The sequence below is a fragment of the Nocardioides sp. dk884 genome (assembly GCF_009557055.1).
Taxonomy (GTDB): domain Bacteria; phylum Actinomycetota; class Actinomycetes; order Propionibacteriales; family Nocardioidaceae; genus Nocardioides.
On sequence record NZ_CP045649.1, the window covers coordinates 3,828,361 to 3,844,494 of the forward strand.

Sequence of the window (16,134 nt, forward strand, 5' to 3'; positions counted from 1 at the left end):
GGTTACCGTCTTGCCAGCACGACTCCCGACGTCACAAATGGACCGGAGGACCACTCAGTGCAGCGACACCAGCTTCTCGCCAGGCTCCATGAGCTCCTGCAACCACGCACCTACTTCGAGATCGGGGTGCGCAAGGGGCGCAGCCTGACCCTGTCGCGTGTCCCGAGCGTGGGGGTGGACCCGTTCTTCGTCCTCACCCACGAGCTGCACTGCGACGTGCACCTGGTGCGCACGACGAGCGATGAGTTCTTCGCCCGCCGCCACCCGTTCGCGCACTTCCCCGAGCCGGTCGTCGACCTCGCCTTCATCGACGGCATGCACCTGTCGGAGTTCGCGCTGCGCGACCTGATCAACACCGAGCGCCACTGCCACCCCTCGAGCGTGATCGTCATCGACGACATGCTGCCGCGCAGCGTGGTCGAGGCCGGTCGCGGACGCGTCGGCAGCGCCGACGGCGGCGCCTGGGCCGGCGACGTCTTCAAGATCGTCGACGTGCTGCGCGAGCGCCGCCCCGACCTGGTCGTCGTGGAGCTGGACACCAAGCCCACCGGCACCGTGGTGGTGCTGCTGCCCGACCCGAGCGACACCTCCCTCGCCGCGGCGTACGACGAGGTGGTCGGCGACCTGGTCACCCCGGACCCGCAGGAGGTCCCCGAGCGGGTGCTGACCCGCAAGGGCGCGATGGACCCGGTGGCGTTCCTCGCGGCGCCGATCTGGGATGAGCTGCGCGCGGCCCGACGACTCGGCGTCCCCGACGCCCGCCAGCGGGTGCGCAACGCGTACGCCGCGGCCGGCCTGCTCCCGAGCACCGCGGCGGTGGCCCGATGAGCGCCCGCGGAGCCCTCGAGGTCGACGAGCTGACCAGCTGGGCGCGCCGCCGCGACGAGGGCATCGAGGTCTCGGTGCGCCTGCCCGGCACCCGCCTGCAGCCCGGTCCGGTCCAGGTGCGCCTGGTCGCCGGCGACGCGCGGCGCCGCAGCGACGGCACCGCCCGTGCCGACGGCGACGACACGGTGCTCGACTTCCGCGTCGACCAGGAGCGCCTCGGCCCCCGCGCCTGGCAGATCACGGTGCGCAGCGGCGAGGAGCCGTTCCGCCGGGTGCGTGCCCGGCTGCTCGCGGTGGCCGACCAGCCGGTGGCGCTGCTGCCCGGTCCCGCCCCGGCGACCGTGCACGCCGCTCCGCGCCCGCACGCCCCCCAGGTCCCGCAGACCCGGCTGCGTCGCGTGGTCGCGACGCTCCCGCCACCGGTGCGCAGCCGACTGATCCAGGTGCGCGACACCGCCCGCCAGGGCGTCCGGGCCGCCCGCGGGCTGCGCGAGCGATCAGCCGGCGGCGCCCGATGAGCCTCCCCGGGGAGGCCGACGGGTCGCACCCGCTGGTCGCCGAGGGCGACCCGCTGCTCGAGCCGCTGGCCGCGCTCCTGCCGACGGAGATCCGACGCGGCTCGGCCGTGATCACCGACGCCACCCGCCGCGAGCGGGCCGCGCACTGGCGGGTCCGCCTCGACACCGACCGCGGCGGCGCGCGGCTCATCGAGGTCGACGACGAGACCACACCGGAGACCCTCAGCGAGCAGCTGGTCCCCCACGGCTCCTGCGACGTGCTCGTCGTGGTGCTCGCCCCCGAGACCGTCACCCGGCTCTTCGGCAGCCACCGCCAGCTGGTGCGCCACACCTTCGCCCACGTGCGCCCGCTGGGCACCTTCCTGCTCGACGTCTCCGACGACCGGGCCGCCCACGGCCGCGAGGCGCGCCTGGAGCGGATGCTGCGCTCGGTGCAGGAGTCGATGGACGACACCAGCCCCGCCGAGGAGGAGACGACGGGCGTGCTGTCCGTCGCGCGCGCCGCCCGGGAGCTGCACGACCTCGGCGACGTGATCGCGATCCGCAAGCGCGGCAAGCACGCCTACGCCGTCGGCGAGGGCGTGCCGCTGTCGCTGATCACCGGGCGCGAGCCGGGCACCTCGGTGACCGTGCTGGCCACCCGGCCCGGTGGCGTGCTCGACGTGCGCATGCACGAGTCGTCGTACGGCCCGAGCCGGGCGGAGCCGTGGCCCGACGCGCTGCCCTACCCGCCCGTGGAGCTGCGCCGCTACGAGGGCCCGCTGATCAGCCTGGGCGGGATGCGCCTGATCAGCGGCACCACCGTCCTGCCGGAGTCGTTTCGCTGGCCCCACCACCGCCCGCTCACCCACCCGCACCTGCGCTCGGTCGCGCCGGGGTTCCTGCGGGTGCCGCGGCGCGCCGGGACCGGCGTCCTCGACGGCGAGCACTACTACGTCGACTGCGTCTTCGACGGGCACTTCGGCCACCTCACCACCGAGGTCGTGTGCCGGTTCTGGGGCTGGGACGAGGCCAAGCGCCAGATCCCCGACCTCAAGGCCCTGGTCCACGTGCGTGAGCCCGGCCGCGGCAGGCTGGAGCGGATGCTGCTGACGGCCTACGGCATCGCCCCGGAGGACATCGTGGTCCTCGATCACCCGGTGCGCCTGCGCAGCGTCGTGGGCGCCTCGCCGATGTGGCACAACCAGGACCCCCACCACGCCCACCCCGACATCGTCGACACCTGGCACCGGCTCACCGCGGGGCTGCTCGGGGACGCCTCACCGGGGCCCCACGAGCGCATCTTCGTCTCCCGCGGGCCGGGGCTGATCAACCGCCGCCCCTGCCGCAACCAGGCCGAGCTGGAGCGGTTCTTCGCCGACCGCGGCTTCCACGTCTTCTACCCCGAGGACCTGCCGATGGATGAGCAGGTCGCGCTGTTCGCGGGCGCCCGGGTGGTGGCGGGATTCGGCGGGTCGGCGATGTTCAACCTGATGCACTGCCAGCACCTCGCCTCGACGATCGTGATCAGCCACCACGGCTACGCCGCCCGCAACGAGCACCTCTTCACCTCGCTGCTCGGCGCCGACATCCACTACTTCTGGCAGGTCCCGGAGGTGGCGCCGCCCGAGCACGGCCGCACTCGGCCGTCCGACCGCTCGGGCTACACCTTCGACTTCGCCGGTCAGGGCGCCGACCTCGACCGCGTGGTCGCGGCGTCCTGACCCGCCCCTGACGCCGTCCGTAACCGGGGCGGCAAGGTGTTCACACGCGCGACATCGACGAGGACGTCTGTTTACACACGGCGTTCCTAGCGTCCTCCCCAGGCACCGCGGACCTCCCCGCGTGCCTTCGGAAAGGAAGCACATGTCGAACTCCCCGGCCGTACGCCGCGTGCTGCGCGCGGCGCCCGCTGCGGCCCTCGTCGGTGGGCTGCTGCCCGCGCTCGCCACCGTCCCCGCCCACGCCATCTCCACCGTCACTACCGACAACGGGGCCGCCTGGACGGTCAACGACTCCCGCCGACCCGGCCTGGACACCGGCAGCATCCGCAACATCGCAGGCTCGCGTGCCGAGGGGCTGGGCAGCCTGTTCGTCGAGGTCGTCGGCTCCGACGCCCGGATGAACGGGCAGATGATGCGCGGCTTCGGCCTGGTCGGTGACACCAAGCGGGGCTACGTCTCCACCCGCTCGGTGCGCCTGGGCGACGTGCTGGTCTCGCGGCGCCTCGACCTGGCGAGCACCGACACCGCGTCGTACCTCGACAGCTTCACCAACACCTCCACCGAACCGGTCACGGTGCGGGTCTCCTTCGGCGGCTCGCTGGGGTACGGCGTGCCCGGCGAGGCCGCGACCGCCGGGACAGTGGTCGCGACCGGTGACGGCGACGACGTGATCGAGGCCGGGGACAGCTTCGCCGTGGCCACCTCCCCCGACGTGGTATCCGGCAGCCGCACCACCTCCTACCGCCCGACCGGCATCGTGGTCGGCGACGAGGGCGCGGACCGAGTGGGCGACCAGCAGAACGACCCCTTCACCGACGACTACCGCGCGAGCGGGTCGGGCGCCAACGACCCCGGCTTCGTCCACGAGCTGACCCTCGAGCCGGGTGAGACCCGGTCGCTGGCCCGGCTGCTGCTCACCGGCGCCCCCGGTGACAGCACCGCCATCGTCGAGCGCACCGCGGCGGTCGCCTCCGCTCCCGACCTGTCCTTCCTCTCCCTCGACGAGCTGTGCACGGTCGCCAACTGGCAGCTCGAGGGGGTCACCTTCGGCGGCGCCGCCTTCGACCCCGCGACCTGCGCCGGCGCCGACCCGCTGCAGCTCCCCGCGGCGCCGTACGAGCCGACCGTGCGCACGAGCGTCGCCTACGACGTGACCGGCAAGACGGTGGCCGACCTCCGCGCCGCGCTGCGCTCCGGGGAGGTGACCTCGGTCGAGCTGACCCAGGCCTACCTGGACCGGATCGCGGCGTACGACCAGACCCAGCTGGGCTTCAAGGCGTTCATCTCGGTGGACGACGACGCTCTGGAGCAGGCGGCGGCGGCCGACGCGCGCCGCGCGGCCGGCGAGGACGGCGACCTGCTCGGCATCCCGATCGCGGTCAAGGACCTCTACGACGTCGAGGGCCAGCCCAACACCGGCGGCGTGATGTCGCTGAAGGACTGGGAGCCGGAGTCGGACGCCTGGCAGATCGCCAAGCTGCGCGAGGCCGGGGCGGTGTTCCTCGGCAAGACCAACCTCAGCGAGTTCGCCAACTCCGGGTCGTGGAGCGAGAGCGGCTTCATGCAGACCTGGAACGGGCTCTACCCCTCCAAGAGCTCCTTCGGCTCCAGCGGCGGCTCGGCCACGGCCGTCGCCGCCGAGCTCGCGCCGATCGCGCTGGGCACCCAGACCGGCGTGTCGCTCTACGCGCCCAGCACCGGCGCGAGCCTCACGACGTTCCGCGGAACCGACGGCCTCACCAGCACCGAGGGCGTGATGCCCCTGACCTGGGCCCAGGACTACGCCGGCGCGATGGGGCAGAGCGTCGAGGACGTCGCCTCCGTGCTCGACGCCACCGCGACCCGGGCCACCGGCAACAACCCCGAGGACATCCTCACCACCCGGGTGGACAACCAGCTGCGCCCGGAGAGCTTCACCGACGCCCTCGACGCGGACGCGCTGCGCGGCAAGAAGATCGGCTACAACCCCGCGTCGTTCGTCTCCCAGCTCGTCAGCGACAACACCAACGGCGCCGAGGCGCTCGCCGCCGCGCGCACGGTGCTGGAGGCCGCGGGCGCCGAGCTCGTCGAGATCTCCGGCAACCCGACCAACCCCCCGGCCTCGATCAGCGGCAACGCCGGCGCCGAGGGCTGGGAGCGCTACATCGCCTCCGAGCCGGGCTTCCCGCTGCGCACGCCGGCGGAGGTCTGGGCCAACCTGGGCAACCTGCCCTACAACGTGTCGGACCGCAACGTGTCCGGCATGGACGAGGAGAACACCGAGCGGTTCCTGACCCGGCGCGACGGCTACAAGGCCAGCGCGAGCGCGTGGATGGACTCCTTCGGCGTCGACGCCGTGGTCTACCCCGGCTTCATCAGCGCGATCGGCAACAACGACGCGACCAGCGCCGCGCTCAGCTCCGACCGCGCCTCCGGGGTGCTGACCTCCAACGTCGGCCTGCCGACCGCGATCGTGCCGATCGGCGTCGACTCCGAGGGCTACTCCAACTCCCTGCAGATCATGGGCCGCGCCTGGTCCGACGCCGACGTGCTGGCGATGGGCTACGCCGCCGAGCAGGTCGCGGACGCCCGGCTGCGCACGTCGTACGCCCCGGCGCTGGAGCACACCGGACCGGCCGAGTCGGTGGTCTCGGTGCAGCTGCGCAAGACCGCCGTCGGCGCCGGCACCGCCCCGCGCGCGACGGTCACCGTCGAGAGCTCGGCCGCGGTCACCGGCACGGTCGCCGTCGAGATCGACGGACGCACGGTGAAGGCCACCCTCGCCCGAGGGACCGCCACCGTGGCGCTGCCGAAGAACCTCTCCGTCGGCACCCACCTGGTCACGGCCCGGTACGCCGGCACCTCCCGCGCCGCGGCCGGTGAGGCCACCGCGACGCTGAAGGTCACCCGCGCCAAGGCCCGGCTGGCCCTCACCCCGAAGGCCACGGGGGCGGTGAAGCCCGGCACCCGGGCCCGCCTCGCGGTGGCGGTCACCACCGCCCCGAAGGCCACCGGCACCGTCACCGCCAGGATCGCCGGCAAGGTCGTCGCCGTCGCCGAGGTGCGCGCGAAGGGCACGGCGACGATCGTCCTGCCCGCGCTCACGAAGACCAGCCGGGTCGTCGTGCGCTACTCCGGCAACGCCTCGGTCGACGCGGTGACCAAGAAGGTGAAGATCACCGTCCGCCGCTGAGCGCTCGGGTGGGTTGGCCAGGTGGGTTGGCCCGGCCACGCGGGTAGTCCGCCACACCAGTGTCGTGAATCGCCCGATCTACGACACCTGTGTGGCGGACTACCTCGAGAGCACCGCCGAGACAAGGACCCTCAGCGCAGCCCCACCGACCCGAACGCCCGGCGCAGGAGCGCGGCCTGCTCGGAGACGGAGGCGACCTGCTCCACGCCGAACCCGAGGAGCACGGTGTCGCGGGTGCGCACCGCCGGGGAGAACAGCTCCTGGGAGCGGGTGAACTGCCCGGTGCCGGGCGAGCTGCCGGCCGGCGGGTCCGCGATCGTCCACGGCCCGAGCCCGGTCTCGAAGCCCTCACGCTCCACGACCGTGCCGCCCACGCTCAGGCGGGTGTCGTCGATGAACAGCCCGGTGCCGCCGGTCCCCGGGTCGGTGACGTAGGAGATCGACACCTCCACCTGCGACCCGGCGTACGCCGAGAGGTCGAACGACGCGTCCTGCCACGCGTCCCCGCCGCCGGCCGCGGAGTCCCCGGTCATGGAGTTCCACTCCCCGGTGGTGCCGGTCGGGGTGCAGGGGTCGCCGGGCGTCAGGTAGTGCTGCAGGAACGGGTGCGTCTCGAGGAAGAACCCGGCCTCGCACTCGGTCGGGACCGTGGTGCTGGTCAGTCCCCCGGCCTCCGGCAGCGTCGTCCAGTCGTCCTGGCCGGCCGTGCGCGCCTCGACGATCACGTGGTCGTAGCCCTCCTCGACGTCGAAGGACAGCCGCGCCTGCAGCGTCGGCGCGTCACCCGCGCCGACCCCGGTGAGGTCCACCTGGCGGGTCAGGCGCATGTAGGAGTCGTCCACGTGGAGCCCGCCGACGTACCACTCGCCCTCGACCGGGTCGACCCGGCCGGGAGGCGTGCCGGTGTAGGTGCCGGCGGTGGTGCTCGCGAACTGGGGGAAGTCCTCCACCGGCAGCACCGAGCTGGTGGCGGTGAAGACGCCCGCCTCGTCGAGCGGGTTCGCCGCGAGCGCGGGACCGCCGAACTCAGCGGTCACCCCCTCGAGCGGACCGGACCCGGCGAACCCGGTGGGATTCTCGGTGGTGCTCCGGGTGTAGCGCCCGAGGTAGTACTGCGCGAAGTCGTCGGCGAGCAGCAGGCAGTCCCCGCGCGGGTCGTCGGTGACCTGGCACGGCGCGGTCGGGTCGCCGTTCAGGCCGTAGTAGATGCCGCCGAGGGCGTCGCCGATCGACCCGTAGTAGGTGGCGGTCTCCCCGGTGTCGACGAGCTTGCCGCCCTCGTTGAGGAAGTCGCGCACGGCGAGGGTGAGGTACTGCTCGCGCTCGGCGACCGAGGCGTCGGGCAGGTCACCGAAGTAGGTCTCGGTGATCTCGTCCTCGGGGTCCTGGGTGAGCCGGTTGTCGCCCTGGTACCAGACCGCCCCGCGGAAGTGGCTCAGCACGCCGAGGTGGTGCGGCACGCCCTGGCGCGAGACGTCCCACACCGAGGCGCCGATCCCGGCACGCCGCAGCGCGCGGACGTAGGCCTCGGCGTACTTCGGCTCGGTCAGCGGCGGGTCGTACGTCGGGTTGACGCCGTTGTAGTCCTCACCGGCGATCACCACGACCTTGTCGCGGGTGTCCTGGGCCAGGCGGTAGGTGAAGGACCGGCTGGTGGTCCGCTTGCCGTGCTTGCCCCCGGCCTTGCCCTTGGCGCCGTGGCCCCTGCCGGGCCGGTAGGCCTCGAACCACACGCGGACCCGGTCACCGGGGCGGGCGCCGCGGACCTGGCCGCGGAACTCGCCGTAGTAGGTGGTGCCCTCGTCGCCGTACCGCTCGCCGCCGCGCCACAGCCGGGTGCCGGTGGTCTGCGGGCGCCGTCCGTTGATCGAGTAGCGCAGCACCAGCCCGCGCAGCTCGCGCCGGGCCAGGACCGCCACGGTCTGCGGGTCGCCGTAGGAGACCTCGAAGCTGTCCACCTCGAAGTCCGGGGCGCGCCGCCCGACCGGGGAGACCGGGTGGTCCGGGTCGTCCGCGGAGTCCGCGACGGCCAGGGCGAAGGGCAGGTTCTTCTCGAACTCCGCCTGCACGAGCGCCTCGGAGTCGGGGAAGTTGAAGACGCTCTGGCAGTCCTCGGCCTCGAAGGCGTCGTCGGGGTCGGCCTCGCTCGCGGTCTGACAGGTCGCCATCTCCGGGGTGTAGGCGAGCGTGTCGTAGGTGTTGTGCGCGTGCTCGGTGGTCTCGCCGTTGGTGGTGTAGAGCTCGGCGGACTGGTCGGGGTCGTAGCCCGGGATCGCCGAGTCCTCGTCGTCACCGGCCTGGGCCTCGAAGATCAGGTCGTCGGGCGAGCGGGTCGCGACCTGCCAGCCGACGCCGTACAGCAGCAGCTCGGCCGCGGAGTGGTAGTTGACCTGGAACTCGAAGCCGACGCGCCGCATCAGCCCGTCCATCGCCCGGGTCTCCGGCTCGGAGGCCGGGGCGGCGCCGCGGTAGGTCTGGCTGCCGTACGACGGGGAGGAGCCTTCGTTGTCGTAGCCCCACCGGGTGGGGAAGTTGCGGTTGAGGTCGACTCCGTCGATGCCGGTGATCTGGCCGTCGCCGTTGTTGTCGCGCAGGTTCTTGCGCCACAGCCGGTTGCCCTCGGTGAAGGTGTAGTCGTAGCCGTCCGGGTTGGCCACCGGCACGAACCACAGCTCGGTGCCGCGCAGCAGCCGACGGATCTCGGGGTCAGCGGCGTAGCCCTCCACGACGTGGTGCAGCAGGCGCAGGTTCATCTCCGGGGTGATCCACTCCCGCGCGTGCTGGGCGGCGGAGTAGAGCACCGCCGGGCGGGAGCCGTCGCGGACCTGGCGCGCGCCGCGGGTCACCTTGATCGCGTAGAGCGGCTGGCCCTGGATCGTGGTGCCGATCGAGACCAGCTTGGTCAGCGAGGGGTGGTCCTGGGCGACCTGGCGCAGCTCGTCGCGGATGCCGCCGGGCTCGGAGTAGGAGCGGAACACGGTCGGCTCGGCGGCCTCGGCCAGCAGCCGGGAGACCGGCTCGCCGTCGACGCGCTTCTCGGCCAGCGGCACGCCCTGGGCGACCAGCTTGGCGGCCTCCGCCTCGCTCATCACGACCTCGACGCCGAGCTTGCCGCGCGCGCTGCTCTCGCCGGTGGTGGTGAAGTCCTCGCGGTCGTAGCCGGCCCGGCGCAGGTCACCGACCTGGCTCAGGGTCAACTCGCCGACGTACACGCTCGGCCCGGCAGGGTCGTCGGGTGGCGCGGCGCCGGCGGTGCTCGGGCCGGCGAACGCCGCCGCGAAGCCTGCCGTCAGAGCCAGGGAGGTGAGCAGAGAGACGGGGGTGTGTCGACGGCGCATGGGGGGAGCCTCCGGATCCGCGCGCCCCCGGAGGGCGCGACGCTTCCCACATGGCACGCCCGGGCCGCGGGTGGTGTCATCAACAAAGTTGGGGATGGCGTGCGGGTGGACCAGACGACGTGGACCCGGCCACCCCGGGTTCGCTTGAATCGCTCCCCTGGCCGGTCCTGTCCGGTCCTGCCTGGTCCTGCCTGGTCCTCGAGGAGTCCCATGCTGCGCACCGCCACTGCCGGCCTCTGCCTCGTCGCGGTCCTCAGCCTGTCGGGCTGCCTCGACCCCGCCGTCGCTCCCGTGGCCAGGCTCGGCGCGCCGGACCGCGACGACGCGACGGCGGCCGCGACCCCCGTGCAGGACGCCGCGGCCACGCGGGCGGAGCCCGAGGGGCTGGTGCTGCGCTCGATCTCCGTGCACGGCTCCGGGGCGCCCGCACCTGCGGGGCGCGCAGCCCGGCGGGAGTTCGCCAGCCACACCGCCCGGCTCGCCCGGGAGTTCCGCGCCGTCTGGGTCGGCGCGGGTGTCCCCGGCACGGTGCCCGGCCACGACTTCTACGTCACGGTCACCGACGACCCCGCCCCCGAGCTGCTCGAGCGGCTCGCGCGGCTCCCGGTGGAGGTGGAGGTGCTCTCCGGGGACCTGCTCACCCGCCGGCAGTACGCCGCCCTCGCCGACGACGTGCGGCGCGCCCTGGTCGAGGCCGGGGCCCCGGAGGACACCGTCGTCGGCGCCTCGCCACTGGGTGACGCGCTCGCGGTGCACGCCCCGGTGGACCTCGCGGACCTGGAGCCGATCGCCACCGCGCTCACCCGGGTGGCCGCCGACCTCGACGCCCGCGTCGCCCCGGGCCGGCTCGCGGCGCTGCGCGGCGCCGTACCGATCCGGCTCTATGCGCGGTCGGCCGACGGGGAGACCGTGCCCGCGGGTGGCATCCCGGCGGATCGGATCTCCTAGCCCCTGCGAGCGAGCCAGGAGCTCCGCGGCTACGAATCATCGGTGTGCCCACCCCGCCGAGACGGAGGCTCCCGATGAGCATCCCGCGCTGGATCCGTCAGGTCGTGGCGCCGCCGTACCCGTCCCCGCACCAGCCCGGGGTCCGCGCCGCGATCAGCACGACCGGCCTGCTCACCGCCCTGCTGACCTGCGGGCACTGCCACACCACCCTCCGGGCCGACGCCGCAGCCGAGACCGTCCGGGACGAGGACACCTTCCGGACCCGGCCGATGCGGGTCACCGACGGCCCCCGGTCCTGGCTGCTGGAGTGGCGCTGCCCGGCCTGCGACATTCCCAGCCACACCACCTTGCCGATGGTGAGCCCGAGCGGGCCCTAGCAAGGCTCGCCGGGTCGAGAAGTACGCCGGGTGCCGGGGTGTCTGCGACGATACCGACGCGCCCCGCGCGGGCGTCGCGACCGAGCACCGTGCATGCCCAACGGTCAAGGTCCTGTTGAGCTGGCACGAGAGGTCCACGACGTGAAGCTGTCCCGTCCTCACCTGGGCGCCCTCTCCGCGCTCGCGGCGCTCACGGTCACCGCGGTCTCCGGGTACTCCCCCGTCCCCAGCGAGGCCGAGCCCGCCCCCTCGGCCACGGTCCCCGGGGTGGTGTCCCCGGCGACGCCGGGCACCGGCAAGCAGAAGCCGGTCCGGGTGGCGCCGGCGAAGAAGCGGCCCAACGTCTTGATGATCACCGTCGACGACATGAGCATCGACGACCTGCGCAGCATGCCCCGGGTGGCCCAGGCCCTGGCCGCGAAGGGCGCGACCATGACCAACACGATCGCCCCGACGCCGATCTGCGCGCCGTCCCGGGCCAGCATGCTCACCGGCCAGTACGCCCACAACCACGGCACGCTCGGCGTGAAGGGCGACCACGGCGGGTTCCGGACGCTCGAGGACACCGACACGCTTCCGGTGTGGCTGCGCCGTGCCGGCTACGACACGATGTTCGTCGGCAAGTACCTCAACGGGTACGGCGAGGGCGGCCGCAAGGCGCGCAAGTACGTGCCGCCGGGCTGGACCGACTGGCGCGGGAGCGTCGACCCCACGACGTACCGGTTCTTCAGCACCAAGCTGAACATCAACGGCCAAGTCCGCCGCTACCAGCGCTACAACACCGACCTGTTCGCCGCCCAGACCACCGACATGCTGCGCGCGCGGGAGCGCCGCGACAAGCCGTGGTACCTGTGGGTGAACTACGTGGCGCCGCACAACGGCGGTCCCCGCGACGCGGACGACCCGCTGTCCACCCATCCGGGCCATCCGCGGCAGATCGCCACGACCGTGCCGGCCCCGCGGCACCGTGACCTGTTCGACGGCGTCGAGATGCCGGCCAAGCCGAGCCGGTGGGAGGCCGACACCTCCGACAAGGTCGCCGACGGCACCGGGCGGGACTGGAACCCCACCAGCCGCAGCCTGCTCACCGAGGCCTGGCAGCAGCGCCAGGAGTCGCTGCGCGCGATCGACGAGGCGGTCGGCAAGCACGTGCGGGTGCTGCGCAGGACCGGTCAGCTGCGCCGGACCGTCATCATCTTCTCCTCCGACAACGGCTACCTGATGGGCGAGCACAACCTGACCGGGAAGCTGCGGCACTACCGCGAGTCCCTCCAGGTGCCGACCATCGTGCGCGGCCCGGGGGTGGTGCGTGGCGCCGCGGTCTCGACCCTGGTCTCGACCGCCGACTGGCCGGTCACGATCGCCGCGCTCGCCCGGGCGACGCCGGTGAAGCGGGTCCTCGACGGCGTCGACGTGTCGCGTTACTGGGGCAGCACCCGGGCGGTGCCCCGCGTCGTACCGATCGAGGCGTACTCCGAGGACAGCGGCACCCAGCGGACCTACTCCGGCGTGCGGTACGCGGACCGCTACACCTACGTCGCCCTCGATGCGGGCGAGGAGCTCTACGACCTCCGCGCCGATCCCTACGAGCTCGAGAACGTCGCCGAGGACCCCGAGTACGCCGCGGTCCTGGACCGCGTGCGCGCGTGGGACGCGAAGTTCCGTGACTGCCGGGGCGCCACCTGCCCGGTCACCCCAATCCGGTACGACGGCTGACCGCTCCCGCCTGAACCCCTCGCGGTCCGGTGCCGGAAACGCCTCCCGGGGTGACACTGGGTGGATGCGTGAGAGAAGCCAGCGCCGACCGCACTGGGTCTACGGCCAGGGCGAGGACCCCGACTACAGCTCGAGCCTGGCCAACGAGCGCACCTTCCTGGCCTGGATCCGCACTGCGCTGGCGCTGCTCGCCGCCGGGGTCGCCCTCGACGTGGTCGACCTGTCGCTCCCCGAGCGCGTGCAGAGCGCGCTCGCGTTGGTCCTGCTCGTCATCGCCCTGGCGAGCGCGCTGGTGGCCTGGGCGCGGTGGGGACTCGTCGAGCGCTCGATGCGCCGACGCCTGCCGATGCCGGCGATCGGGTTCGGCGCCCTGCTCGTGCTGACCATCGCGGGGATCTCCGCGATCCTGATCGTCGCCTGGCTGTGAGCGCCGGGTGAGCGACGGGGGCACTCGATGAGGACCCGCCCGTGAGCATGCCGCGGTCGCCCGACGGCCGCCCCGATCCCCCGGTGCCGAGCGACGAGCGCACGACGCTGGCCTGGGAGCGCACGGCGCTGGCCTTGTTCGGGGTGGTGGCCGCGATCGCGAAGCACACCTGGGCCGAGTTCGGGCCGGCGGCGCTGGTGCCGATCGTCCCGCTGGCGCTGGTCTCGGGCTGGGTGGTCGTCGAGGGCTGGCGGCGCTACGACGACGACCGCTACTACCGCGTCTACCGTGCGATCGGCGGGCCCACCTTCGTGCTGGCCGCCACGACCGCGCTGGCCGCGGGGCTCGAGGTGGCCCACGTGATCCTCAGGTGAGGAGCCGCCACACAGTGTGACCCGCGTTACCGTTGCTAGCGTGAACGAGCGGCAAGCTCCCAACCGCTCGGTTGGGACTCTCGGACTGACCTTTGTCGCAGTCGGCGGCGTGGTCGGCTCCGGAGTCCTGTTCGCGCCGCTCTTCGCCGCACAACAGGCCGGGCCCGCCGCCATCCTCGCCTGGCCGATCGCCGGCCTGATGCTCATCACGGTCGCGCTGGTCTATGCCGAGGTCTCGGCGATGCTGCCGGTCGTCGGCGGCCTCGGCCTGCTGCCCACCTTCAGCCACGGCCAGGGCGTCGGCGTCGCGACCGGCTGGGTGGCGTGGGTGGGCTACGTGACCGCCGCGCCGATCGAGACCCAGGCGATGCTCGAGTACGTCAGCAACGACCGGGCCTTCGACTGGCTGTTCGTCGCCGAGGCGTCCCACAACGGGCAGAGCGCGCTGAGCCTGCCGGGGATCGTGGCCGCCGCCGGCGTACTGGCCGTCTTCACGGCGCTCAACGCGTTCGGCGTCGCGCTGTTCACCCGGATCAACACCGCGCTGACCTGGGTGAAGCTCATCATCCCGATCGTGGTCGCCGCCGCGCTGCTCACCGAGTTCTCCTGGGACCCGGTGCGGGAGACCGGGTTCGCACCCGAGGGCATGACCGGGGTCCTCAGCGCGATCACCACGGGCGGGGTGGCCTTCGCCTTCCTCGGCTTCCGCCACGCCCTCGACCTCGCCGGGGAGACCCGCCGACCGCAGCGGACCATCCCGATCGCGCTGGTCGGGGGCCTCTTGATCTGTACCGTCCTCTTCACGATCCTCCAGCTCGGGTTCATCGGCGCGGTGGACCCCGCAGACCTCAACCGAGGCTGGGCAGGGCTCGACCAGGGCGGGGCCAACGGCCCGCTCGCCGCGATCCTCACCGGGCTGGGCATGACCATGCTCGCCAAGCTGGTCGTGGCCGACGCCGTGCTCGGCCCGTTCGGTGCCGGGCTGGTCTCCACCGCCTCCACCGGCCGACTGACCGTGGCGGTCGCCGAGAACGGCCTCTTCCCGCGCGCGGTGTCGGTGTTCTCGCGCCACGGCGTACCCATGCGGGCGATGGTGCTGAACCTCGTGGTCGGGCTGGTGCTGCTGATCGCGTTCCGCGACGGCTGGTCGGAGCTGTTGTCGTTCAACTCCGGCGCCATCGTGCTGTCGATGTGCCTGGGGCCGATCACCGTCGTCGCGCTGCGCCGCCAGGTCCCCGAGCGGTCGCGGCCCTTCCGGATCCCCGCGCTGGGGGTGCTCGCGCGGGTCGCCTTCATCGTGGTCAGCCTGATCATCTACTGGACCGGCTGGGACACGATGATCAAGCTGACCATCCCGATCGCCGTCGGCGCCGTGGTGCTGGGCTACCGCGTCGTGCGCGACCGCGGCCTGGTCGCCTCCCTGGACCTGCGCTCGCTCGCCTGGCTCGGCCCCTACTACGTCGGGCTGCTCGTGCTGTGCTTCGCCGGCCGGTACGGCGGCGGGCGCGACTGGCTCCCGAACGGCGTCGACATCGTCGTGGTCGCCGCGTTCGCGCTGGTGTTCTTCGAGTGGGGGCTGCGCTCGGCGCTGCCCCCTGCCGCCGCGGCCGCCGCGGTCGCGGAGGTGCCCGAGGTGCGGGTCTCCGACGCGGGCCAGCGTTGAGCGGGCGGGTGGTGGGTGCCGCGCGCCGCGCGCCGCGCGCCGCGCGCCCTGCGCCCGGACGATTGGTCACGAACGACACGGATCCGACCCGGATCGCTGTCGTTCGTGACCAATCGTGGAGCCTCCCGGCGCGACCCGCCCGCGACCACCAGCCTCAGGCGCCCTCGGCCGCGAGCGGCGGGCCGTAGAGCTGCTGGGCGCCCTCGCGGTCGAGGTCGGTGATCGCCAGCTCCGAGGTCCCCACCCCACCGCAGAAGTAGTGCATGACCGAGCGGGGGTCGTACTGCGTCAGGTCGACGGTGTCGGCGCTGTCCTCGTCGGGGCACTGCGGAGGTGCGCCGCTGCGGATGTGCTCGTGGCGGAAGCCGAGCACGTGGCCCAGCTCGTGGCGCAGGATGCCGACGGGGTCGAAGCGCAGCCCGGGCTCGAAGTAGCTGGGGTCGATCAGCAGCCGGCGCCGCTCCGGCGGGCTGGTCGGGAAGAACGCCGAGGCGAGGAACTGCCCCTGGGCGTCGACGAAGCGGACCGCGAAGACCAGGCCCGGGTCGAGGTCGACCAGCGGGGCCGAGGGGTCCGCGCCGTCGTGCTCGACCAGGTGGGCGAAGCGCACGCCGCACGCGGCCTCCCAGTCGGCGGTCGCCGCCGCCATATTGTCGCGCACGGCGTCGTACTGCTCGCGGGTGGGGAAGCTCGTCTCGAAGACGCAGTAGTGCAGCGAGGTGGGGTCCTCCCACCGCACCGCCCGCCCTCCCACCGAGATCCCGGTGAGCGCCGCGGAGGGCTCCAGCGGCACCGACGGCGCCGGGTCGGGTACGCCGGGGTCGCGCGCCGCCGCGCGACGCAGCGCGTAGAGGCGGAGCTCGTCGCGGTCGAGCAGCAGGTCGCCCTCCGCGACGACGTAGGAGCGCCCGTCGATGCTGAGCGTGACCGCGTGCCGGGCGCTGGCGAGCTCGCCGTACGCGCTCGTGCCCTCCGCCACCTCCACCAGCTCCGGCTGCTCGGCGAGCACCCGCGCGGCCAGGGTCTGCTCCGAGGTCGCCATGCCACCCCACCTCCGGTCCGAGCGCCGT

Annotated in this window: 12 protein-coding genes; 10 read left to right on the plus strand and 2 right to left on the minus strand. The window is 73.3% G+C overall.

Annotated features, from left to right (window positions below):
* Nucleotides 1-57 precede the first annotated feature (57 nt).
* The 4 genes from GFH29_RS18265 (at nucleotide 58) to GFH29_RS18280 (ending at nucleotide 6,221) form a co-directional block, all read left to right on the plus strand.
* Nucleotides 58-828, plus strand: coding sequence for a class I SAM-dependent methyltransferase (locus tag GFH29_RS18265; protein ID WP_153325173.1), 771 nt, complete (start codon nucleotides 58-60; stop codon nucleotides 826-828).
* Nucleotides 825-1,346 carry a hypothetical protein gene (locus tag GFH29_RS18270; RefSeq protein ID WP_153325174.1) on the plus strand — a complete coding sequence of 174 codons (522 nt, stop codon included), beginning with the start codon at nucleotides 825-827 and terminating at the stop codon, nucleotides 1,344-1,346. Before GFH29_RS18265 ends, GFH29_RS18270 begins: the two co-directional genes overlap by 4 nt.
* On the plus strand, nucleotides 1,343-3,049 hold the full coding sequence (locus GFH29_RS18275) for a glycosyltransferase family 61 protein (protein ID WP_153325175.1): 1,707 nt from the start codon (nucleotides 1,343-1,345) through the stop codon (nucleotides 3,047-3,049). The genes GFH29_RS18270 and GFH29_RS18275 overlap by 4 nt, the downstream gene beginning before the upstream one ends.
* Nucleotides 3,050-3,191: 142 nt before the next feature.
* Entirely contained in the window at nucleotides 3,192-6,221 is a 3,030-nt protein-coding gene (locus GFH29_RS18280; protein ID WP_153325176.1) for an amidase family protein, read from the plus strand.
* A gap of 131 nt (nucleotides 6,222-6,352) precedes the next feature.
* On the opposite strand, the gene GFH29_RS18285 is transcribed toward GFH29_RS18280, so the two are convergent.
* Nucleotides 6,353-9,559, minus strand: a complete 3,207-nt coding sequence (locus GFH29_RS18285; RefSeq protein WP_153325177.1) for a M14 family metallopeptidase — start codon at nucleotides 9,557-9,559, stop codon at nucleotides 6,353-6,355.
* Nucleotides 9,560-9,769: 210 nt separating this feature from the next.
* On the opposite strand from GFH29_RS18285, the gene GFH29_RS18290 reads away from it, so the two are divergent.
* The 6 genes from GFH29_RS18290 (at nucleotide 9,770) to GFH29_RS18315 (ending at nucleotide 15,064) form a co-directional block, all read left to right on the plus strand.
* Complete coding sequence (locus GFH29_RS18290) at nucleotides 9,770-10,507, plus strand: hypothetical protein (protein WP_153325178.1); 738 nt, start codon at nucleotides 9,770-9,772, stop codon at nucleotides 10,505-10,507.
* Between the two features lie 74 nt (nucleotides 10,508-10,581).
* The gene (locus tag GFH29_RS18295; protein WP_153325179.1) at nucleotides 10,582-10,884 is read left to right on the plus strand and encodes a hypothetical protein; all 303 of its coding nucleotides are present in this window, start codon (nucleotides 10,582-10,584) and stop codon (nucleotides 10,882-10,884) included.
* A 141-nt stretch (nucleotides 10,885-11,025) separates the two neighbouring features.
* Nucleotides 11,026-12,600 carry a sulfatase gene (locus GFH29_RS18300; protein ID WP_153325180.1) on the plus strand — a complete coding sequence of 525 codons (1,575 nt, stop codon included), beginning with the start codon at nucleotides 11,026-11,028 and terminating at the stop codon, nucleotides 12,598-12,600.
* 64 nt (nucleotides 12,601-12,664) lie between these two features.
* Nucleotides 12,665-13,027 carry a YidH family protein gene (locus GFH29_RS18305; protein WP_153325181.1) on the plus strand — a complete coding sequence of 121 codons (363 nt, stop codon included), beginning with the start codon at nucleotides 12,665-12,667 and terminating at the stop codon, nucleotides 13,025-13,027.
* Between the two features lie 47 nt (nucleotides 13,028-13,074).
* On the plus strand, nucleotides 13,075-13,401 hold the full coding sequence (locus GFH29_RS18310) for a DUF202 domain-containing protein (protein WP_228387914.1): 327 nt from the start codon (nucleotides 13,075-13,077) through the stop codon (nucleotides 13,399-13,401).
* Between the two features lie 40 nt (nucleotides 13,402-13,441).
* On the plus strand, nucleotides 13,442-15,064 hold the full coding sequence (locus tag GFH29_RS18315; protein ID WP_153337802.1) for an APC family permease: 1,623 nt from the start codon (nucleotides 13,442-13,444) through the stop codon (nucleotides 15,062-15,064).
* 154 nt (nucleotides 15,065-15,218) lie between these two features.
* Here GFH29_RS18315 and GFH29_RS18320 read toward each other — a convergent pair whose 3' ends face one another.
* On the minus strand, nucleotides 15,219-16,106 hold the full coding sequence (locus tag GFH29_RS18320; RefSeq protein ID WP_153325184.1) for a matrixin family metalloprotease: 888 nt from the start codon (nucleotides 16,104-16,106) through the stop codon (nucleotides 15,219-15,221).
* Nucleotides 16,107-16,134: the final 28 nt, after the last annotated feature.